The sequence below is a fragment of the Pseudomonas sp. FW305-28 genome (assembly GCF_017351395.1).
Classification (GTDB): domain Bacteria; phylum Pseudomonadota; class Gammaproteobacteria; order Pseudomonadales; family Pseudomonadaceae; genus Aquipseudomonas; species Aquipseudomonas fluorescens_AA.
In genome coordinates this window covers 20786-41642 of sequence record NZ_JACNDD010000053.1, presented here as the reverse complement: position 1 = coordinate 41642, position 20857 = coordinate 20786, and the positions used below count along the sequence as shown (strand labels likewise).

Here is a 20857-nt window from a genome sequence, read left to right as displayed (position 1 = left end):
ACAGTAGCCAGACAAAAAAAGACCCCGCTCAACCTGGTTGAGCGGGGTCTTTTTTTACCGGTATCGCTTAAGGACGCTTGCGATTGCTGATCAACGTACCCACACCCGTATCGGTGAAGATCTCCAGCAGAATCGCATTCGGCACCCGGCCGTCGATGATCAGCGAGCTGCCGACGCCGCCCTGTACCGCTTCCAGCGCGCAACGGATCTTCGGCAGCATGCCGCCGTAGATGGTGCCATCGGCGATCAGGTCATCTACCTGCTGGGTCGACAACCCGGTCAGGACCTTGCCGGTCTTGTCCATCAGGCCGGCGATGTTGGTCAGCAGCATCAGCTTTTCAGCTTTCAGTGCCTCGGCAACCTTGCCCGCCACCAGGTCGGCGTTGATGTTGTACGACTCACCGTTGGCGCCCACGCCGATTGGCGCGATCACGGGGATAAAGTCGCCCTTGACCAGCAGGTTCAGCAGGTCGGTGTTGATGCCGACCACTTCGCCCACATGACCGATGTCGATGATTTCCGGCTGGGTCATCTCCGGCGTCTGGCGGGTGACGGTGAGTTTCTTCGCCCGGATCAGCTCGGCGTCCTTGCCCGTCAGGCCAATGGCGCTGCCGCCATGGCGGTTGATCAGGTTGACGATGTCCTTGTTGACCTGGCCGCCGAGGACCATTTCCACCACATCCATGGTCTGTGCGTCAGTCACGCGCATGCCGTCGATGAAGTGGCTCTCGATGGACAGGCGCTTGAGCAGGTCGCCGATTTGCGGGCCGCCGCCGTGGACCACCACCGGGTTGATGCCCACGGCCTTCATCAGCACGATGTCGCGGGCGAAGCCGGTTTTCAGCTCCTCGCTTTCCATCGCGTTGCCGCCGTATTTGATCACCAGGGTCTTGCCGACGTAGCGTCGGATATAAGGCAACGCTTCGGACAGGACCTTGGCGGTGTTGGCGGCGGCTTCGCGTTCGAGGGTCATTCAGGGCTCCGGTAGTGCTTCAAAAAATCAAAACGGTAGTTGGAGATCAGGTGCAACACGTTTGAGTTGGGTGTGGAACACGTCCTTGATGCGCTGCAGTTCGGCCTCGTTGTCGGCCTCGAAACGCAGCACCAGCACCGGGGTGGTGTTGGACGCGCGGACCAGGCCCCAGCCTTGTGGGTAGTCGACCCGTACACCGTCGATGGTGGTCAGTTCGGCGCCTTCGCCCCACTGGGCGTCGTGCAGTGCATCAATGATGCTGAATTTGCTCTCTTCGGTCACATGGATATTGATTTCCGGCGTAGAAATATCGTTCGGGAAGGTCGCGAACAGCTCTTCGGCCGTGGATTTTTCCTTGCTGAGGATCTCCAGCAGGCGCGCGGCGCTGTAGATACCGTCGTCGAAACCGAACCAGCGCTCCTTGAAGAAGATGTGGCCGCTCATTTCACCGGCCAGCAGGGCGCCGCTCTGTTTCATTTTTTTCTTGATCAACGAATGACCGGTTTTCCACATCAGCGGGCGACCGCCATATTCCTTGATCAGCGGGACCAGGCGACGGGTGCACTTAACGTCGAAGATGATTTCGGCGTTCGGATTGCGCGCCACCACGTCGCGAGCGAACAGCATCAGCAGGCGGTCGGGGAACACCACGCTGCCGGTATTGGTCACCACGCCGACGCGGTCGCCGTCGCCGTCGAAGGCCAGGCCCAGGTCGGCGTTGGTTTCCTTGACCTTGGCGATCAGGTCTTGCAGGTTTTCCAGTTTGCCCGGGTCCGGGTGGTGGTTAGGGAAGTTGCCGTCCACGTCGCAGAACAGCGGGATGACTTCGCAGTTCAGGGCTTCGATCAGTTGCGGAGCGATCACGCCGGCCGCGCCGTTGCCGCAGTCGACCACCACTTTCAGGCGTCGGGAGAGCTTCACGTCCTTGACGATCTCGTCGTTGTAGCGCTCGAGGATGTCGACCTTGGTCACGCTGCCCTGGCCGCTGCTCAGGTCGTTGGTCTTGAGGCGGGTGTGCAGGGCCTGGATCTGCTCGTTGGCGAGGGTGTCGCCGGCGATGACGATCTTGAAGCCGTTGTAGTTCGACGGGTTGTGGCTGCCGGTGAGCATGACCCCGGACTTGCCGGCCAGCACGTTGGCGGCGTAGTACAGCGCAGGCGTGGGCACCAGGCCCACGTCACTGACGTGGCAGCCGCTGTCGGCAACGCCTTTGATCAATTGTTCGACCAGCTCGGGGCCCGACAAGCGGCCGTCGCGGCCGACGCACACGTTCGGTTCACCCTGGGCCAGGCTCTGGGAGCCAATGGCGCGACCGATCCAGTAGGCGGTTTCGGCGGTGAGGGTTTCCGGTACCACGCCACGGATGTCGTAGGCGCGGAAGATGCTATCAGGGAAGATCGGGGCGATTGCGGCTGGGGTGTTCATGGGCGGGGCGCTCTATCAGGAAAGTGACTGGACAGGCCGACGCTGGGCGTCGGCAGGCTCAAGCTGAAGGGTATGACGGCGTTTTTGACAGAGAGTTCGTGGTGGGAAATTGCCATGAGACAGCGTTACCTCGGCCTCGCTCGCCTAATACATTGATTCCGGATGGGAAACCTAGCAGAAAGCCATTGCGCATTTTTTGTCCTGAAACAGAAGCTTAACAAACGGGCCGGGCAGGACGCCCGGCCCGGAACTGCACGGTCAATGGCTGCCGGAGTGCCCGAAACCACCGGCGCCGCGCTGGCTCTCGTCGAATTCCTCGACCAGTTCGAAGTGGGCCTGGACCACCGGCACCAGCACCAACTGCGCGATGCGCTCGCCCACGGCAATGTTGAAAGCCGTTTGGCCGCGGTTCCAGCACGACACCATCAGTTCGCCCTGGTAGTCGGAATCGATCAGGCCCACCAGGTTGCCCAGCACGATGCCGTGCTTGTGGCCCAGGCCCGAGCGCGGCAGGATCAGCGCGGCCAGGCCCGGGTCGCCGATGTACACCGACAGGCCGGTAGGAATCAGCAGGGTCTGGCCTGGTTCCAGGATCGTGTCCTGCTTGAGCATCGCCCGCAGGTCGAGGCCGGCGGAGCCCGGTGTGGCGTATTGCGGCAGCGGGAATTCGCTACCGATGCGTGGATCGAGAATCTTGGCTTGTAAGGCGTGCATGAAAATTAAACCTGGTTCAGACGTTCGGCGATAAAAGTGATCAGCTGGCGGGCAATCTTGCTCTTGCTGGTCTGGGCGAAAAGCGTGGCGTGCAACTGGCGGTCGATCACGCTGCAGGCGTTTTCTTCGCTGTTGAAGCCGATGCTCGGATTGGCGACGTCGTTGGCGACGATCAAGTCGAGGTTCTTGTCCTTGAGCTTGCGGGCAGCGTAATCGAGCAGGTGTTCGGTCTCGGCGGCGAAGCCGACACTGAACGGACGGTCGGGGCGGGTGGCGATGCTGGCCAGGATGTCCGGGTTGCGCACCATTTGTAGTAGCAGGCCGTCGCCGCTTGTAGGGTCTTTCTTCAATTTTTGCGGGGCAACGACTTCGGGGCGGTAGTCCGCTACCGCAGCCGAGGCGATGAACAGGTCGCAGGGGATGGCCGCTTCACAGGCCGCGAGCATGTCCCGGGCACTGACCACGTCGATGCGCGTGACCCGGTCCGGGGTTGGCAGGTGCACGGGGCCGGTGATCAGCGTCACCCGGGCGCCGGCTTCCACGGCGGCTTCGGCCAGGGCGAAGCCCATTTTCCCGGAGCTGTGATTGGTGATGTAGCGCACCGGGTCGATGTTTTCCTGGGTCGGCCCGGCGGTGATCAGCACGTGCTTGCCGGTCAGGGCCTGGCGCTGGAAGCAGTCGGCGGCGCACTGGGCCAGGTCCGTGGCTTCGAGCATGCGCCCCATGCCGACATCGCCGCAGGCCTGGCTGCCGGAGGCCGGGCCAAAGACTTTCAGGGCGCGGCTTTCCAGCAGTTGCAGGTTGGCCTGGGTGGCCGGGTCGCGCCACATGGCCTGGTTCATGGCGGGTGCGACGGCGACCACGGCGTCGGTGGCGAGCACCAGGGTGGTCAACAGGTCGTCGGCGATGCCTTGGGCCAGGCGGGCGATCAGGTCGGCCGTGGCCGGGGCGATCAGCACCAGGTCGGCCCACTTGGCCAGTTCGATATGGCCCATGGCGGCTTCGGCCGCCGGGTCGAGCAAGTCCAGGTGGACCGGGTGCCCCGACAGGGCTTGCATGGTCAGTGGGGTAATGAACTCGCTGCCGCCACGGGTCATGACGACCCGTACTTCCGCGCCCTGGTCGATGAGTCGGCGAACCAGCTCGGCGCTCTTGTAGGCGGCAATGCCGCCGCCGACGCCCAGAACGATGCGTTTCCGATACAGCCGCTGCATAGGCCTGCCTTTCGATTTCAGTGGTCAGTGCAAGGCGAACCCCTTGGCAGCAGCTGCCAGGGTGCAAATCACCTGCAAAAAAGATGGGCTACGATATCACAGCGACCGCTACGGAACAGCGGCGCCCACAATCAGGGAGATGCCATGAGTATTCGCGATTGGCCTGTGGCCGAGCGGCCGCGGGAGAGGTTACTGGCGCTGGGGGCGGGGAGTCTTTCGGACGCCGAGCTGCTGGCGATTTTTTTACGAACCGGCGTGTCCGGCAAAAGCGCGGTGGATCTGGCGCGACAACTGTTGATTCAATTTGGCAGCCTGCGCGCGCTGCTTGAAGCGGATCAGATCACATTCAGTAACCACATGGGGCTCGGGCCGGCGAAGTTTGCCCAACTGCAGGCGGCTCAGGAAATGAGTCGGCGGCATTTGGCTGAACGGGCGCGGGAAAAGACCATGCTGGAAAGCCCGTTGGCGGTTCGTGAATACCTCAAGTCCATGCTGCGTCACGAACCCCACGAGGTGTTCGGTTGCCTGTTTCTCAACGCCAAGCACCAGGTGCTGACCTTCGAGGCGCTGTTTCGCGGTTCTATCGACAGCGCCAGTGTCCATCCCCGGCAGGTGGTCAAGCGCGCGCTGGCCCACAACGCCGCTGCGTTGATCCTGTGCCACAACCACCCCTCCGGCAACACCGAGCCCAGCCAGGCCGACCGGGTGCTCACCGAGCGGCTCCAAGAGGCCCTGGAACTGATCGACGTGCGGGTGCTCGACCACTTCATTGTTGGCGATGGGGAGCCGCTGTCGATGGCGGAGTATGGGTGGATGTAGCCAGGGTCATGCTTGAATAATCCCTTGTGGGAGCAAAGCTTGCTCGCGATGACGTCGACACATACAACACTTCTGTTGGCTGTAAAACCGCTATCGCGAGCAAGCTTCGCTCCCACAGGCTCCCACAGGAGGGGACTGTGGTTACTTGAGGCTGACCTTGGAGTAATCCTGCCGTCCAAACGGGCTCACCGCATAACCCTGCACATCCTTGCGGGTCAGTGCGAAGGCGGTGGGGTGCGCCAGGGGCAGCCACAGGGCCTGCTGCTGGATCTGGGCCTGGGCCTGCTCGTAGAGCTTGGCACGCACGCCTTGTTCGCCGGTGGTCTTGCCGGCGCTGATCAGTTTGTCCAGGTCCGGGTTGCAGTAGCGGGCGAAGTTGGTGCCGGACTTGAGCGCCGCGCAGGAAAACTGCGGTGTGAGGAAATTGTCCGGGTCGCCGTTGTCGCCGGCCCAGCCCATGAACAGCAGGTCATGTTCGCCGGCCTTGGCGCGGCGGATCAGTTCGCCCCATTCGATCACGCGGATTTCCGCCTGGATGCCGATCTGCGCCAGGTCGGATTGCAGCAGCTGGGCGCCAACGCTGGGGTTGGGGTTCAGCAGGCTGCCGGAAGGGCGGGTCCAGATGGTGGTCTGGAAGCCTTCCTTCAAACCGGCCTTGGCCAGCAGGTCGCGGGCCTTCGCTGGGTCGTGGGCATAGCCGGGCAGGCTCTTGGCGTAGCTCCAGGTGTTGGGCGGGTAGGGGCCGTTGGCGGCTTCGGCGGTGCCTTCGAAGACGGTCTTGAGGTAGCTGGCCTTGTCGAAGGCCAGGTTGATGGCTTGTCGCACCTCAGGCTTGTCCAGTGGCGGATGCTGGCTGTTGATCGCCACGAACGCGGTCATGAAGGCGTCGGTCTGGGCCACGCTCAGGGTCGGTTCCTGCCGGGCGGCCTGGACGTCCAGCGGCTTGGGCGACAAGGCGATCTGGCATTCGTTGCGGCGCAGTTTCTGCAGGCGCACATTGGCATCCGGCGTGATAGCGAAGACCAGCGGGTCCACTTTGGGCTTGCCGCCGAAATAGGCGTCGTTGGCCTTGTAGCGGATCGAGGCGTCCTTCTGGAACCGGCTGAAGATGAACGGGCCGGTGCCGACCGGCTGGTTGTTGAGTTTTTCCGGCGTGCCGGCCTGCATCAGTTGATCGGCGTATTCGGCCGAATAGATGGAGGCAAAGCCCATGCTCAACGTTGCCAGGAAGGTCGAATCGGCGTGATCGAGGGTGAAACGCACGGTCAGCGGGTCCAGGGCGTCGATTTTCTTGATCAGCGCCGGCAATTGCATGGACTGGGCGTGGGGGAAGCCGCTTTGCGCGACCTTGTGCCACGGGTTCGCCGGGTCGAGCATGCGCTCGAAGCTGAACTTCACGTCCTCGGCGGTCAGGTCGCGGCGCGGCGTGAAGTACTCGGTGTGATGGAACTTGACCTGTGGCCGCAGCTTGAACACGTAGGTCAGGCCATCGGTAGAGATCTCCCAGCGCTCGGCCAGGCTGGGGACCACTTTGCCGCTGGCGGTATCGAAATCCACCAGGCGGTTCATCAGCACGTCGGCGGAGGCGTTGGTGGTGGTCAGGGAGTTGTACTGGACGACATCGAACCCTTCCGGGCTGGCTTCGGTGCAGACGCTCAGGGCGGCGGCCCAAGCCTGCGGGGTGATCAGCAGAGGGGCGAGCAACAACGGTAGGGCAGCGAGGCGCATGGTCGGTTTCCTGTGCAAGTCGAAGGCCCATCTGCGAGTGCAGTCTGGAAAAAGCCTACCCTAGTGGGCTCGCTGCCAAATGACTATCCCCTTTTTGCATTTTCCGGCACTCTGCGGCGACGGGATGGGTGGCCAGAACCTGCCGCACGTGAAAAAAACCTGCGTGCAGCGACGAGCGGTCAGGGGCCGTGCCAGCCTCTGCCCCAGCCGTCCGGGGCGGTGAGCCGATGTTTCTCCAGGAAGACAAATCACATCGGCTGTTGTTGCGCTGTGGTCTTTCTGGTATAAAGCAGCGCTCTTTTCTAGGGGCCCGGTTCCTTCACTGTAGGTGTAGCCGGTAAGACCCTTAAAGAAACGCGGCGCCTGGCGCCAAATGACTGAGAGATTAAGCGGCCAACCCATGCCGGGTTGGGCATGTGGTTTTAGAGGGCTGAGGCATGTCGAGAGTCTGTCAAGTTACCGGTAAGGGTCCGGTGACTGGGAATAACATTTCCCACGCAAACAACAAAACCCGTCGTCGTTTCCTGCCGAACCTGCAGCATCACCGCTTCTGGGTTGAAGAAGAGAAACGTTTTGTGCGTCTGCGCGTATCTGCCAAGGGCATGCGTATCATCGACAAGCGTGGCATCAGTGTCGTGCTGGCCGAACTTCGTCGCGATGGCAAGGTTTAAGGGAGCTAATCATGCGTGAATTGATTCGTTTGATCTCGAGCGCCGGTACTGGTCACTTCTACACTACCGACAAGAACAAGCGTACTACCCCGGACAAAATCGAGATCAAGAAATATGATCCGGTTGTTCGCAAGCACGTGATCTACAAGGAAGGCAAAATCAAGTAATTGATTTTTCCCTCTTACGAAAAAGGCCCGTATCGCGAGATACGGGCCTTTTTTGTTGCTCAGGTTTCGTGGTCAGCAACGAGAGGGGTCAACCGCAGTGGATGCTGACAATGATCCTGTTGGCATCGGTGTGCAGGTTGATGCGTCGCGGACGCAGGTCCCAGCTCGAAGGATACTTCGGCCCCGTGGCGCGTACGGGAGCCCCATTGGCCAAGGCGCGAACCTCTTCAAGCAGCTCGGGGGTGCATTTTTGGCCGATGGTGTATCGGGCGATGGCCAGGTCGCATTGATCGGGTAAGACGGGCATGTTTGCCTCCTTGCAAATGATAGGTCAGGGCGCTCACTCGTCGGGTTGGCCGCACGTCCTGTGCGTAGCCGTCGCGACGATAAAATGTGTGACGCCCGCGAACAGTCTCATCTGCTTCGCGGGTGATTGACCAGCGCTAGAGTGTCAGCTGCTTTTTCAGTCGGGCTCAGGCCTTCTGCTCGAACACCACGTAGATCTTGCGGCAAGGCTCGAGCACTTCCCAGGTGCCCTTGAACCCGGCCGGGATCACGAAGCGGTCGCCGGCCCGCAGGGTCTTGGCGTTGCCATCGTTGTCCCGCAGCACGGAGACGCCCTGGACGATCTCGCAGTATTCATGTTCGGTGTAATTGACCGTCCACTGGCCGACGGCGCCTTCCCATACGCCAGCGTTCATTTGCCCACAAGGGCTGCTGTAGTGGTTGAACACGGTTTGCTCGGGATCGCCCTTGAACACCTTGGCCGGGTCCGGGCGATAACGTTCGGCGGTGGTATTGGCCTGGCTGAAGTCGACGATGTCCTGAATGCTCATGCGGGTGATCCCCAGTGATCGCTTGGAAGGCCTCGAGTCTATGTTTATTAAAACGAACATCGCAAGGTCGTTTGCCACCGTTGTGTCAAATATATTGAAACATGACCGGCCGCTGGTTTAGGGTGGCGGGTGCCCTATGCCGAAAACAGCGCCGAAAACAGGCTGGCCGGGCAGAATTCTTTTGAGCGCTGCGCATTGCGCGGCGTTCGTACTCAATAAGAGGAGGACACACGCATGACCACCCTGACTCGTACCGATTGGGAACAACGCGCCCGCGACCTGAAGATCGAAGGCCGCGCCTTCATCAACGGTGAGTACACCGATGCGGTGTCCGGCGAAACGTTCGATTGCCTCAGCCCGGTCGATGGCCGCCTGTTGGGCAAGATCGCCAGCTGCGACGTGGCCGACGCCCAGCGTGCTGTCGAAAATGCCCGCGCCACCTTCAACTCCGGCGTCTGGTCGCGCCTGGCGCCAAGCAAGCGCAAAACCACCATGATCCGTTTCGCCGGCTTGCTCAAGCAGCATGCCGAGGAACTGGCGCTGCTGGAAACCCTGGACATGGGCAAGCCGATCAGCGATTCGCTGAACATCGACGTGCCCGGCGCGGCCCAGGCCTTGAGCTGGAGCGGTGAAGCCATCGACAAGCTCTACGACGAAGTGGCGGCCACCCCGCACGATCAACTGGGCCTGGTGACCCGTGAGCCGGTGGGTGTCGTGGGGGCTATCGTGCCCTGGAACTTCCCATTGATGATGGCCTGCTGGAAGCTCGGCCCGGCGCTGTCCACCGGTAACTCGGTGGTGCTCAAGCCGTCGGAAAAATCCCCGCTGACCGCCATCCGTATCGCTGCGCTGGCGATCGAGGCCGGCATTCCGAAAGGCGTGCTGAACGTGTTGCCAGGCTACGGCCACACCGTCGGCAAGGCCCTGGCCCTGCATATGGACGTCGATACGCTGGTGTTCACTGGCTCGACCAAGATCGCCAAGCAACTGATGATCTATTCCGGCGAATCCAACATGAAGCGCATCTGGCTGGAAGCCGGCGGCAAGAGCCCGAACATCGTGTTCGCCGATGCCCCGGACCTGCAGGCCGCCGCCGAATCCGCTGCCAGCGCCATCGCCTTCAACCAGGGCGAAGTCTGCACCGCTGGCTCGCGACTGTTGGTGGAGCGCTCCATCAAGGACACGTTCCTGCCGCTGGTGATCGAAGCCCTCAAGGGTTGGAAGCCGGGCAATCCCCTGGACCCGGCCACCAACGTCGGTGCCCTGGTCGATACCCAGCAGATGAACACCGTGCTGTCCTACATCGAGGCGGGCCATAGCGACGGCGCCAAACTGGTGGCCGGTGGTAAGCGCATCCTTGAGGAAACCGGCGGCACTTACGTCGAGCCGACGATTTTCGACGGTGTGAGCAACGCCATGAAAATTGCCCAGGAAGAGATTTTCGGCCCGGTGTTGTCGGTCATCGCCTTCGACACCGCCGAGCAGGCCATCGAGATCGCCAACGACACGCCATATGGCCTGGCCGCAGCGGTATGGACCAAGGATATCTCCAAGGCTCACCTGACCGCCAAGGCCCTGCGTGCCGGCAGCGTATGGGTCAACCAGTACGACGGCGGCGACATGACCGCACCGTTCGGTGGTTTCAAGCAGTCGGGCAACGGTCGCGACAAGTCGCTGCATGCATTCGACAAATACACCGAACTGAAGTCGACCTGGATCAAGCTCTGACAGTGACGGCCCCGGATCTTGTCCGGGGTCTCATGCAGCGCTGATTCCCTCTGTGGGAGCGAGCTTGCTCGCGATAGCGGTACGACAGTCGACGACCTTGTTGAATGTTGCGCCGCCATCGCGAGCAGGCTCGCTCCCACATTGGTCGGGGATGAGCGGAAGATTGGCGGTCAACACACATCCCCTGTGGGAGCGAGCTTGCTCGCGATAGCGGTACGACAGTCGACGACCTTGTTGAATGTTGCGCCGCCATCGCGAGCAAGCTCGCTCCCACAGTGTTTTGGGTGATGGTTGAGATTGATAACTGTCCACAGGAGCGTGGAAATGCGTTGGGCAACCTATTTCGCCGTGCTGGCGTCTGTCCTGAGCGTCGGCTTGGCCCTGGGCGTGAGCATGCCGTTGGTGTCGCTGCGCCTGGAGGGCTGGGGTTATGGCTCGTTCGCCATCGGTGTGATGGCGGCCATGCCGGCGGTGGGGGTGTTGCTCGGGGCCAAGGTGTCGAGCCGGCTGGCGGCGCGGTTCGGCACGGCGGCGTTGATGCGCCTGTGCCTGTGGGGCGGTGCGGTGTCCATCGGGTTGCTGGCGCTGCTGCCCAGCTATCCGGTCTGGTTGCTGCTGCGCTTGATGATTGGCGTGGTCCTGACCTTGGTGTTCATTCTGGGGGAGAGCTGGATCAACCAACTGGTCATTGAAAAATGGCGTGGACGGTTGGTGGCGCTGTACGGCAGTAGCTACGCCCTGAGCCAGTTGTCCGGCCCGTTGCTGCTGGGCGCGCTGGGGACCGATCATGACTACGGGTTCTGGGTGGGCGTCGGCCTGCTGTTGGTCGCACCCTTGCTGTTGCTGGGCCGTAGCGGTGCGCCGAGCAGCGAGGCCGGCAACGTTACGTTCGGCGATTTGTGGAGGTTTTGCCGTGGCTTGCCGGCGATTGCCTGGGCGGTCTCGTTGTTCGCTGCGTTCGAGGCGATGATCCTCACGTTGTTGCCGGTGTATTGCCTGCGCCAGGGTTTCACGGCCGACATTGCGCTGGCGATGGTCAGCACCGTGGTGGTCGGTGATGCCTTGCTGCAATTGCCCATCGGCGCCCTGGCCGATCGCGTGTCTCGCCGGTCGTTGTTCACCGGATGCGCGGTGGCGCTGACGTTATCGAGCCTGGCGGTACCCCTACTGATCGATACGTTGCTGATTTGGCCGCTATGGGTGCTGTTTGGTGCCAGCGCAGGCGGGTTGTTCACCTTGTCGCTGATCCTGATCGGCGAGCGTTACCGCGACGATGCGCTGGTGCGGGCCAATGCCCATATCGCGCAGTTGTGGGGGATCGGCTGCCTGGTCGGCCCGCTGGTGGCGGGAGCGGGCAGCCAATGGGTCAGCGGACATGCGCTGCCGTTGTTCATGGCGGCCGGGGCGTTCGGGTTGGTGATCCTGCTGTTGCGCCAAGGGGCGTTCGGGGCAACCCAAGCGGCCTGAGCACACCCAAATCCCTTGTCACAAAAGCGGGCTGCCTCTAAAGCATCCGCTCCAACCCGACAGTCGTGGCGAACCAGGCATTGAACCGGCGCCACCAACTGCCCGGTTCGCGGTCCAGGTCGTGGATCTTGCCGTTGTCTTCGGTGGTCCATACAAGCTTTCCATCTTTCAGCCTGGCCTGGTAACTCAGGGCCGGCGCCATGCCTTGCAAGGCCAGCTCGCGGACTTGGCCGGCGAGTTCCGGGCTGTCCACCAGCACGCCGACTTCGGTGTTCCACAGCACTGAGCGCGGGTCGAAATTGAACGAGCCGATGAAGGATTTCTGCTGGTCGAAGATGATCGCCTTGCTGTGCAGGCTGGAATCCGATTCGCCGTAGGATTTGCTGTAGAACAGATGCGGGCTGCCGCCGGTGTCGCCCGGTTGTCGTCGCAGTTCGAACAGGCGCACGCCATGTTGCAGCAGGGCCTTGCGGTACGGTGCATAGCCGCCGTGCACGGCGGGCACGTCGGTGGCTTCCAGGGAGTTGGTCAGCAGGCTCACCGACACGCCGGCATCGGCGCGACTGGTCAGGTACACCAAGCCTGGCTGGCCGGGGACGAAGTAGGCGGAAATCATGATCAGTTCTTTGCTGACGCCCGTCAGTTCGGGGGCCAGTTGGGTGGTCAGCAACAACTGAGGGTCCGGTTCGTCCTTGGCCAGCACCTTGCTGGGTGCGTCCCACAGCGCCTGGTTCCAGGCCCAGATCAACTGGTCGCGCCAGGTGTCCAGGCGCGGTTGGGTCTTGTAGGCGGTCAACTGCTGGTAGAGCGCGTGGTTTTCCTTGTGGGTCTGCTCCAGGGACTCTTGCAGGCGCAGGCGGCTGTTGGCCAGGTCCTTGGGCGTGGGGCGATGGGACAGGAACTGTTCGATGGGTTTGCTCAGGGCGCTGTTCCAGTACTGGTCGAAGCTATGGCCCAATTGTTCGGCCACCGGACCGACACTGAGCAGGTCGATGTCGGTGAAGTTCAGGTTGGGTTCGGCGTCGAAGTACTCATCGCCCAGGTTGCGACCGCCGACGATGGCCATGCTGTTGTCCGCCAGCCACAGCTTGTTGTGCATCCGGCGGTGTTGCAACGACAGGTCGAACAGGCGTCCGAGGCCGCGAGTCACGCCGGTGGCGCGTCCCAGGTGCAGCGGATTGAACAGGCGGATCTGGATCTGCGGATGGGCGGCGAGGGTGGCGATGATCTGATCCTGGCCATCGCTGGTGGTGTCGTCCAGCAGGATCCGCACGCGTACGCCCCGGTCGGCGGCCTTGAGCAGTTCATCCACCAGCATTCGCGTGCTGATGCCGTCATGCACGATGTAGTACTGCAAATCCAGGCTGCCTTGGGCGTGGCGAATCAGCTCGGCCCGGGCGGTGAAGGCCTCGGTGCTGTCCGACAGCAGCCGAAAGCCCGAACGCCCTTCATGGGCGGCGGCCTGGGCCTGGACCGAGCGGCCGAACGAGGATTCGGTGGCCGGCAGGGCCTGGGACGGCTCGCGGGTGATATCAAGACCGGCGCAGCCGCTCAGCAGTGAGCCGACTAACAGTAGCGCAGGCAGGATCGGTCTGGATCTCACGTAGGATCGTTCCGCTTGTTCACGTTGATCGGCTATTGGGTGCTGCTTCCCTGGATAAAGTTCAGACGACGTCGCGCTGGGTTTCGTTCAACAGCGCGATAGCGGCGGCTCCGACCTTGCGCACGGCCTCTTCGATCTGGGCCGTTGGCTTGGCAGCGTAGTTCATCCGCAAGCAGTTGCGGTACTTGCCCGATGCCGAAAAAATACTGCCGACGGCCACCTGCACGCCTTGGTCCAGCAGCACCCGATTGAGCTTCAGCGTGTCGAAGCCGTCGGGCAATTCGATCCACAGCATGAAACTGCCCCGTGGGCGACTGGCACGGGTGCCCGCTGGAAAATAGCGGCTGACCCAGTCGATCATCACGTCGCGATTGCGCTGGTATTGCGTACGCATCCGCCGCAAATGGGGTTCGAAATGCCCGCCCTTGAGAAACTCGGCAATGGCAATCTGCGGCTGTGGCGCGGTAGAGCCGGTGCTGATGTATTTCATGTGCAGCACCCGCTCCAGATACCGGCCTGGCGCAACCCAGCCAATGCGCAGGCCAGGCGCCAGGGTCTTGGAAAACGAACTGCAGAGCAGGACGCGACCGTCTTCATCGAAGGACTTGATGGTGCGTGGACGGGGGTATGTGTAGGCCAATTCCCCATACACATCATCTTCGATGATCGCCACGTCGAAGCGCTGTGCCAGGTTCAGCAGCGCGCGTTTATTGGCGTCGGGCATGATGTAGCCCAGCGGATTATTGCAGCTGGGGGTCAACTGTATGGCCTTGATGGGCCATTGCTCCAGGGCCAGCTCCAGTGCATCCAGGCTGATGCCGGTGAGCGGGTCGGTGGGGATTTCCAAGGCCTTCATGCCCAGGCCCTTGAGGGTTTGCATGGCCCCGTGAAAGCTGGGTGAGTCCACGGCGACGATATCGCCTTGTTCGCAGGTGGCGCGGATGCTGACCGACAGGGCTTCATGACAGCCGGTGGTGACGATCAGGTCGTTGGGGCCCAGTTGGCAGCCGGAGTCCAACGACAGTCGGGCGATCTGTTCACGCAACTCGAGGTTGCCGTAGATGTTGTCGTAATACAGGCCGGGCATGTCTTGCCGGCGGCTGATCTGCGCCAGGCTGCGCAGCAGCGGTTTCATGGTCGGCGAGTTGATGTCCGGCATGCCGCGTCCCAGTTGCACCACATCCGGGCGCGGTACGGCGCGTATCAGCTCCAGCACCTGGTCCCACTGGGAAATATCCACGGGGCGCTGGGCCGGACGGCCTACTACCGGCAGGTCTGGCAATTCGCGGCCCACGGGTACGAAGTAACCGGACTTGGGTCTCGGCATCGCCAGCCCACTGTCCTCCAGCACCCGATAGGCCTGCTGCACCGTACTCAAGCTGACCCCATGTTCGGTGCTCAATGCCCGCACCGACGGCAGCCGGTCGCCGGGGCGGTAGAAGCCCTGTTCGATGCGGGTGCCGAGCAGTTCGGCGAGGTTCACATAGAGGGTCATGGTGCGCTCCCGATGAGATGGACAACTGCGACCGATACAGTTGGATTGGAAAATGACAATTCAGTGGCGGAAATACCGAATCTGTATGCTTATAAAAGGAATAGGTTGAATCTGTATTGCTTTTAGCCGTTCGCGCATCATGAAACCTCTGGCTACCCAAGTAAACAGGAGCGATCAAAATGAACGGCTTGAGCGATGTGCGGCTGACGTTACACAGTCAGGAACTGGCGGCAGGGCAGGAGAAGGGGCTGCGCAGCGCGACATTGCGCAATTCGCCGTCCGGCCTGAGCCGCTGGGCCCTGTTCTGGCATCGTCTGCATACACGCAGGGCCTTGTTGGAACTTACACCCGAACAGTTGCGTGACGTCGGGCTGAGTCGGGAGCAGGCGTTGGAGGAGGGGCTCAGGCCGTTCTGGCGGCTTTGAAGCAATAGGAACCCGGTGGCGAGGGAGCTTGCTCCCGCTGGGCTGCGTAGCAGACCGTCTTTTTGCGGTTGCTGCGCAACCGAGCGGGAGCAAGCTCCCTCGCCACGGATCCAGGACTAAACCAACTCTTTCAACCGATGCCACAACATCCCCAGCGCCAACAGCGGTGAGCGCAAGTGCTTGCCCCCCGGGAAGGTCATGTGCGGGACCTGGGCGAACAGGTCGAAACCGCTGCTGTGCTGCCCGCTGATGGCTTCGGCCAACAGTTTGCCGGCCAGGTGCGTGGCATTCACCCCATGGCCGGAATAGGCCTGGGCGTAATACACATTGGGCTGGTCCTTCAGCCGGCCGATCTGCGGCAAACGGTTGGCACCAATGCCGATCATCCCGCCCCATTGATAATCGATTTTCACATCCGCCAATTGCGGGAACACCTTGAGCATTTTCGGACGCATATAGGCGCCAATGTCCTGCGGGTCGCGGCCGGAATAGTGACAAGCCCCGCCGAACAACAAGCGGCGATCCGCCGAAAGCCGGTAGTAATCCAGCGCTACCCGTTGATCACAGACGGCCATGTTCTGTGGCAACAGCGCCTGTGCCTGGGCCTGGCTCAAGGGCTCGGTGGCGATGATGTAGCTGCCGGCCGGCAGGACTTTGCCGCCGAGTTGCGGATTGAGTCCATTGAGGTAGGCATTGCAGCCCAGCACCAGCGTCTTGGCACGGACCGAGCCCTGTTGGGTGTGCACGTTCACCTCAGGGCCGTAGTCGATGCGCGTGACCGCCGATTGTTCGAACAGTCGGACCCCCAATTGCTGCGCCGCGGCGGCTTCGCCCAGGGCCAGGTTCAACGGATGCAAATGGCCCGAACCCATGTCGATCAGTCCGCCGACGTAGCGATCCGAACCCACGACGCTGTGCATTTCGTCGGCTTGCAGCAGTCGGGTCGGGTGGCGATAACCCAGGCTGCGCAATTCTTCGGCGTCTTCGGCGAAGCCTTCCAGGTCGCTGGGTTTGTTGGCGAGGTCGCAGTAGCCCCAGGTAAGGTCACAGGGGATTTGAAAACGCTCGACGCGCTGTCGGACGATTTCCACGGCCTCGAGGCCCATGAGTTTCATCTGGCGCACGCCGTCGGTGCCGATGATCGGCGCGAACTGGTCGAGGCCATGACCGACGCCACGGATCAATTGGCCGCCGTTGCGCCCGCTGGCCCCCCAGCCGATCCGGTGCGCTTCCAGCAGCACCACGCTCATGCCGCGTTCGGCCAGTTCGATCGCCGTGTTCAACCCGGAGAACCCGCCGCCGACGACGCAGACATCCGCCCGCAACTCACCCTGCAGCAGCGGATGGTCCGGTTGCGGCAGGCTGCTGGCGGCGTAGTAAGAGGCGGCGTGCGCGTGGTTCGGGACCGGTTGCTGAACACGGGCGTTCATGTGCGTAATCCTGATTGTTGTGTTTGAGAAATTTTACGGAGCATAAGCCGGGGCTTCCTTCCTGGGCAACACCGGTCGGTTTGCGCTGTCTGGCACGCGGCCTTTAAGGCAGAATCCCGGTTTGTCCCTCTCGGTAAACGCCTCGATGAGCTGCAACAGTCAGAAGATCCGCACGCTACGCCAGCAGATTCCCTCGTTCGAGTGCGTACCGGGTTGCCATGACTGCTGCGGTCCGGTCACCACCTCGCCCGAGGAAATGGCCCGCTTGCCCCGCAAGACTCGCGCCGAACAGGACGCGGCCATGGACGCCTTGGACTGCGTGCACCTGGGGCCCAACGGTTGCACCGTCTACGACGAGCGACCGCTGATCTGCCGGCTGTTCGGCACCACGGCGACCTTGCCGTGTCCCAATGGCCGGCGGCCAGTGGAACTGATTCATCCACGGGTCGAGAAGCAGATTCATGAGTACATGGCCAGCACCCGGCAGGTGTTGGTCTAGTCGCCAGGAGACCGAGTCGCCGACTTCGCGAGCAAGCTCGCTCCCACAATGGATCTCGGTTCGTTCGCAAGAACGTGCTCACCCCTCACCTGTTTGGGAGTGAGCCTGCTCGCGAAAGCGGTCCGGAGCCAGGCTCAATCCGGAATCGGCAGGTTCAAGCTTTCCTTCACTTCTTCCATCACGATGTAACTCTTGGATTCGCGCACGTGGGGCAGCTTGAGCAGGATGTCCCCCAGCAGCTTGCGGTACGAAGCCATCTCGGAAATCCGTGCTTTCACCAGGTAGTCGAAATCCCCTGACACCAGGTGACATTCCAGCACGTGAGGCAGTTTCAGCACGGCGCGTCGGAACTCTTCGAAGGTGTCGCCGGATTTGTAGTCGAGGCTGATCTCGACAAATACCAGCAGGCTGCCCTTCAAGTGCTGCGGATTGAGCCGGGCGTTGTAGCCCATGATGATGCCCTCGCGCTCCAGGCGCCGAACCCGCTCGGTACAGGGCGTGGTGGACAGGCCGACCTTTTCCCCCAGCTCGGTGAAGGAGATCCGCCCGTCCGCCTGGAGAATGCGCAGGATGTTGCGGTCGATCTTGTCCAGCTCGCGTTTGGTCTGGGTGTTGGTACGCACAGGTGATGCGCCTCCATGAAAAGGGGTTTTGCCGAGAATTCTCGCCAAATATAGGTGTTTATATAGTGAAAAGCACTGGCTGATCTTTTTTACACTGCGCCCATCAAAGCTTTGTACAACAAACGTCAGCGGTTCATCCGCGATGAGGGCATCAACATGCGCGTTCTGGTCTTGGGTAGCGGCGTCATCGGTACCGTCAGTGCTTATTATCTGGCTCGTGCCGGGTTTGAAGTGGTGGTGGTCGACCGTCAGCCAGCACCTGCCATGGAAACCAGTTTCGCCAACGCCGGCCAAGTGTCGCCGGGTTATGCCTCGCCATGGGCCGCGCCGGGCGTGCCGCTCAAGGCCATCAAGTGGCTGCTGCAACGGCATGCGCCACTGGCGATCAAGGCCACGGCCGACATCGATCAATACCTGTGGATGGCGCAGATGCTGCGCAACTGCACCGCCAGCCGCTATGCCATCAACAAGGAACGCATGGTGCGCCTGTCCGAGTACAGCCGTGATTGCCTCGACGAGCTGCGCGCCGAAACCGGCATTGCCTACGAGGGCCGTAGCCTGGGGACTACACAGTTGTTCCGCACCCAGGCCCAGCTCGATGGCGCGGCAAAAGACATCGCCGTGCTGAAGGAGTCCGGCGTACCGTTCGAAGTGCTCGACCGCGAAGGCATTGCCCGGGTCGAGCCGGCGCTGGCCAATGTCACCGACATCCTGGCCGGTGCCTTGCGCCTGCCTAACGACCAGACCGGCGACTGCCAGATGTTTACCACGCGCCTGGCGGAAATGGCGGTGAAGCTGGGTGTGCAATTCCGCTTTGGCCAGGATATCCAGCGCCTGGACTTCGCTGGCGACCGCATCAACGGTGTCTGGATCGACGGCAAGCTGGAAACCGCCGACCGCTATGTGCTCGCCCTGGGCAGCTATTCGCCGCAATTGCTCAAGCCCCTCGGGATCCGCGCGCCGGTGTATCCGCTCAAGGGTTACTCCCTGACCGTGCCGATCACCAACCCGGCGATGGCCCCGACCTCGACCATTCTCGACGAAACCTACAAGGTCGCGATCACTCGCTTCGACAATCGCATTCGGGTGGGCGGCATGGCGGAAATCGCCGGTTTTGACCTGTCCCTGAACCCGCGTCGGCGTGAAACCCTGGAGATGATCGTCAACGACCTTTATCCTCAGGGCGGCGATCTGGCCGAGGCCAGTTTCTGGACCGGCTTGCGTCCGACCACCCCGGATGGCACGCCCATCGTCGGTGCCACGCCCTTCAAGAATCTGTTCCTGAACACCGGCCACGGTACCCTCGGATGGACCATGGCCTGTGGTTCCGGTCGCCTGTTGGCCGACCTGATGGCGAAGAAAAAGCCGCAGATCAGCGCCGAAGGCCTCGATATTTCCCGTTATGGCAGCAAAACCCAGGAGTCTGCAAAACATGTCAATCCAGCGCCAGCTCACCAATGACCGCATGAGCCAGGTTGTCGTGCACAACGGCACCGTTTACCTGGCCGGGCAGGTCGGCGACGACATGAACGCCGGTATTGAACAGCAGACCCGCGAATGCCTGGCCAATATCGAGCGTTTGCTGGAGTTGTCCGGGACCGACAAGACGCGGCTGTTATCGGTGACGATCTACCTGAAGGACATCGAGGCTCACTTCGCAGGCATGAACGCGGTCTGGGATAAGTGGTTGCCCAAAGGCGTCGCCCCGGCCCGGGCCACGGTGGAGGCCAAGCTGTGTGAACCGCAGATCCTGGTGGAGCTGTCCGTCGTGGCTGCGCTGCCTTAATACCTGCCTAAACGATCCCTCTTCCGGCGCTGGGTGGTTCACCCTGCCAACCTGCGCCGGTTTTTTATTCATGACCGCCTAGAAGCCTGCCGCCATGCGTCCTGCCCGTGCCCTGATCGATCTCCAAGCCCTGCGTCACAACTACCAATTGGCCCGCGAAGTCACGGGGGCCAAGGCCCTTGCGGTGATCAAGGCCGACGCCTACGGGCACGGTGCGGTGCGGTGCGCCGAGGCGCTGCAGGCCACGGCGGACGGGTTCGCCGTGGCCTGCATCGAAGAAGCCCTGGAGCTGCGGGCCGGTGGGATCCGTGGGCCGATCCTGCTGTTGGAGGGGTTTTTCGAAGCCGATGAGCTGCCGTTGATCGTCGAGCATGATTTCTGGTGCGTGGTGCATTCGTTGTGGCAACTCGAAGCGATTGAAAAAGCCGCGCTGAGCCAGCCGATCACGGTCTGGCTCAAGCTCGATTCCGGCATGCACCGGGTCGGCCTGCATCCGGCGGATTACCAGGCGGCCTACCGTCGCCTGCTGGCCAGCGGCAAAGTGGCGAAGATTGTCCTGATGAGCCACTTCGCCCGTGCCGATGAACTGCACGATCCCAGCAGCACCGAGCAACTGGTCGTGTTCGAGGCGGCCCGTCAGGGGTTGGCGGCAGAGATCAGCCTGCGCAACTCCCCAGCGGTGCTGGGCTGGCCGCAGATGCCGAGCGACTGGGTGCGGCCGGGCATCATGCTCTACGGCGCGACCCCCTTCGACGAACCCAACACTGTCGCCTCGCGCCTGCAACCGGTGATGACCCTGGAATCGAAGATCATCTGCGTGCGTGAGTTGCCCGCCGGTGAGCCGGTGGGCTACGGTGCTCGCTTCGTGACCACGCAACCGACCCGGGTCGGGGTGGTCGCCATGGGCTATGCCGACGGCTACCCGCGCCAGGCGCCGAACGGCACGCCGGTGCAGGTGGATGGGCAGCGCAGCCAGCTGGTCGGGCGGGTGTCGATGGACATGCTGTGTGTCGACTTGACCCATGTCCCCCAGGCCGGGCTCGGCTCGACCGTGGAGTTGTGGGGCAAGAACATCCTTGCCAGTGATGTCGCCAAGGCCGCCGACACGATTCCTTATCAGATTTTCTGCAACCTGCGGCGGGTGCCACGGCTCTATTCCGGGGGCTGAGACGAAGCGCCACCTACCGAAAGTCGCTTCACCGCACAGGATTCGGGTCAAAGTGTTGTAAATACTGAACGCTGTCGCCATGATAA

General features: G+C 62.1%; 20 protein-coding genes and 1 pseudogene. 10 read left to right on the top strand and 11 right to left on the bottom strand.

Annotated features, from left to right (window positions below):
* Positions 1–67 precede the first annotated feature (67 nt).
* The 4 genes and pseudogenes from argB to coaBC all read right to left on the bottom strand — a co-directional run bounded on the left by argB (position 68) and on the right by coaBC (position 4326).
* Positions 68–973, bottom strand: coding sequence for an acetylglutamate kinase (gene argB / locus J4E53_RS14405; protein ID WP_025216133.1), 906 nt, complete (start codon positions 971–973; stop codon positions 68–70).
* A gap of 27 nt (positions 974–1000) precedes the next feature.
* A pseudogene (locus J4E53_RS14400) lies at positions 1001–2404 on the bottom strand (phosphomannomutase/phosphoglucomutase); the annotation flags it as partial.
* A 252-nt stretch (positions 2405–2656) separates the two neighbouring features.
* Entirely contained in the window at positions 2657–3112 is a 456-nt protein-coding gene (dut, locus tag J4E53_RS14395) for a dUTP diphosphatase (protein WP_053126549.1), read from the bottom strand.
* A 5-nt stretch (positions 3113–3117) separates the two neighbouring features.
* Positions 3118–4326, bottom strand: a complete 1209-nt coding sequence (gene coaBC / locus J4E53_RS14390) for a bifunctional phosphopantothenoylcysteine decarboxylase/phosphopantothenate--cysteine ligase CoaBC (RefSeq protein ID WP_003206865.1) — start codon at positions 4324–4326, stop codon at positions 3118–3120.
* Between the two features lie 144 nt (positions 4327–4470).
* Here coaBC and radC point away from each other — a divergent pair, with 144 nt between their 5' ends.
* Positions 4471–5145, top strand: a complete 675-nt coding sequence (gene radC / locus J4E53_RS14385; protein WP_103311001.1) for a RadC family protein — start codon at positions 4471–4473, stop codon at positions 5143–5145.
* A gap of 141 nt (positions 5146–5286) precedes the next feature.
* Here the strand turns inward: radC and J4E53_RS14380 are convergent, their stop codons facing one another.
* Complete coding sequence (locus J4E53_RS14380) at positions 5287–6873, bottom strand: ABC transporter substrate-binding protein (protein WP_103310999.1); 1587 nt, start codon at positions 6871–6873, stop codon at positions 5287–5289.
* Between the two features lie 437 nt (positions 6874–7310).
* Between J4E53_RS14380 and rpmB the strand changes: the two genes are divergently transcribed.
* Positions 7311–7544 (top strand): 50S ribosomal protein L28, encoded by a 234-nt coding sequence (rpmB, locus tag J4E53_RS14375; protein ID WP_003177273.1) that lies wholly within the window; start codon positions 7311–7313, stop codon positions 7542–7544.
* Positions 7545–7555: 11 nt separating this feature from the next.
* The gene (gene rpmG, locus J4E53_RS14370) at positions 7556–7711 is read left to right on the top strand and encodes a 50S ribosomal protein L33 (RefSeq protein WP_003177274.1); all 156 of its coding nucleotides are present in this window, start codon (positions 7556–7558) and stop codon (positions 7709–7711) included.
* Positions 7712–7799: 88 nt separating this feature from the next.
* On the opposite strand, the gene J4E53_RS14365 is transcribed toward rpmG, so the two are convergent.
* Positions 7800–8018, bottom strand: a complete 219-nt coding sequence (locus J4E53_RS14365) for a peptidase inhibitor (protein ID WP_103310997.1) — start codon at positions 8016–8018, stop codon at positions 7800–7802.
* Positions 8019–8184: 166 nt separating this feature from the next.
* A complete protein-coding gene (locus J4E53_RS14360) occupies positions 8185–8547 on the bottom strand; it encodes a cupin domain-containing protein (protein ID WP_046064464.1) in 363 nt (120 codons plus the stop codon).
* 234 nt (positions 8548–8781) lie between these two features.
* Between J4E53_RS14360 and J4E53_RS14355 the strand changes: the two genes are divergently transcribed.
* Both J4E53_RS14355 and J4E53_RS14350 read left to right on the top strand, forming a co-directional pair.
* Positions 8782–10275, top strand: a complete 1494-nt coding sequence (locus J4E53_RS14355) for an aldehyde dehydrogenase (RefSeq protein WP_060740066.1) — start codon at positions 8782–8784, stop codon at positions 10273–10275.
* 324 nt (positions 10276–10599) lie between these two features.
* Positions 10600–11742: an MFS transporter gene (locus tag J4E53_RS14350; protein ID WP_060740067.1), complete on the top strand. Its 1143-nt coding sequence runs from the start codon at positions 10600–10602 to the stop codon at positions 11740–11742.
* Between the two features lie 37 nt (positions 11743–11779).
* Here J4E53_RS14350 and J4E53_RS14345 read toward each other — a convergent pair whose 3' ends face one another.
* Positions 11780–13345, bottom strand: a complete 1566-nt coding sequence (locus J4E53_RS14345; protein ID WP_103309573.1) for a phospholipase D family protein — start codon at positions 13343–13345, stop codon at positions 11780–11782.
* A 61-nt stretch (positions 13346–13406) separates the two neighbouring features.
* Positions 13407–14840 (bottom strand): PLP-dependent aminotransferase family protein, encoded by a 1434-nt coding sequence (locus J4E53_RS14340; RefSeq protein WP_103309571.1) that lies wholly within the window; start codon positions 14838–14840, stop codon positions 13407–13409.
* A gap of 179 nt (positions 14841–15019) precedes the next feature.
* On the opposite strand from J4E53_RS14340, the gene J4E53_RS14335 reads away from it, so the two are divergent.
* The gene (locus J4E53_RS14335; RefSeq protein WP_060740070.1) at positions 15020–15265 is read left to right on the top strand and encodes a DUF1127 domain-containing protein; all 246 of its coding nucleotides are present in this window, start codon (positions 15020–15022) and stop codon (positions 15263–15265) included.
* 116 nt (positions 15266–15381) lie between these two features.
* On the opposite strand, the gene J4E53_RS14330 is transcribed toward J4E53_RS14335, so the two are convergent.
* Complete coding sequence (locus J4E53_RS14330) at positions 15382–16695, bottom strand: FAD-binding oxidoreductase (RefSeq protein ID WP_103309569.1); 1314 nt, start codon at positions 16693–16695, stop codon at positions 15382–15384.
* 145 nt (positions 16696–16840) lie between these two features.
* Here J4E53_RS14330 and J4E53_RS14325 point away from each other — a divergent pair, with 145 nt between their 5' ends.
* Positions 16841–17194: a YkgJ family cysteine cluster protein gene (locus J4E53_RS14325; RefSeq protein ID WP_018602566.1), complete on the top strand. Its 354-nt coding sequence runs from the start codon at positions 16841–16843 to the stop codon at positions 17192–17194.
* A gap of 134 nt (positions 17195–17328) precedes the next feature.
* Here J4E53_RS14325 and J4E53_RS14320 read toward each other — a convergent pair whose 3' ends face one another.
* The gene (locus tag J4E53_RS14320) at positions 17329–17817 is read right to left on the bottom strand and encodes an Lrp/AsnC ligand binding domain-containing protein (RefSeq protein ID WP_003206849.1); all 489 of its coding nucleotides are present in this window, start codon (positions 17815–17817) and stop codon (positions 17329–17331) included.
* A 156-nt stretch (positions 17818–17973) separates the two neighbouring features.
* On the opposite strand from J4E53_RS14320, the gene dadA reads away from it, so the two are divergent.
* The 3 genes from dadA to alr all read left to right on the top strand — a co-directional run bounded on the left by dadA (position 17974) and on the right by alr (position 20771).
* Positions 17974–19278: a D-amino acid dehydrogenase gene (dadA, locus tag J4E53_RS14315; RefSeq protein ID WP_060743108.1), complete on the top strand. Its 1305-nt coding sequence runs from the start codon at positions 17974–17976 to the stop codon at positions 19276–19278.
* Positions 19250–19603 (top strand): RidA family protein, encoded by a 354-nt coding sequence (locus J4E53_RS14310; RefSeq protein WP_060740072.1) that lies wholly within the window; start codon positions 19250–19252, stop codon positions 19601–19603. The genes dadA and J4E53_RS14310 overlap by 29 nt, the downstream gene beginning before the upstream one ends.
* Before the next feature lie 94 nt (positions 19604–19697).
* A complete protein-coding gene (gene alr, locus J4E53_RS14305) occupies positions 19698–20771 on the top strand; it encodes an alanine racemase (RefSeq protein WP_103309567.1) in 1074 nt (357 codons plus the stop codon).
* Positions 20772–20857: the final 86 nt, after the last annotated feature.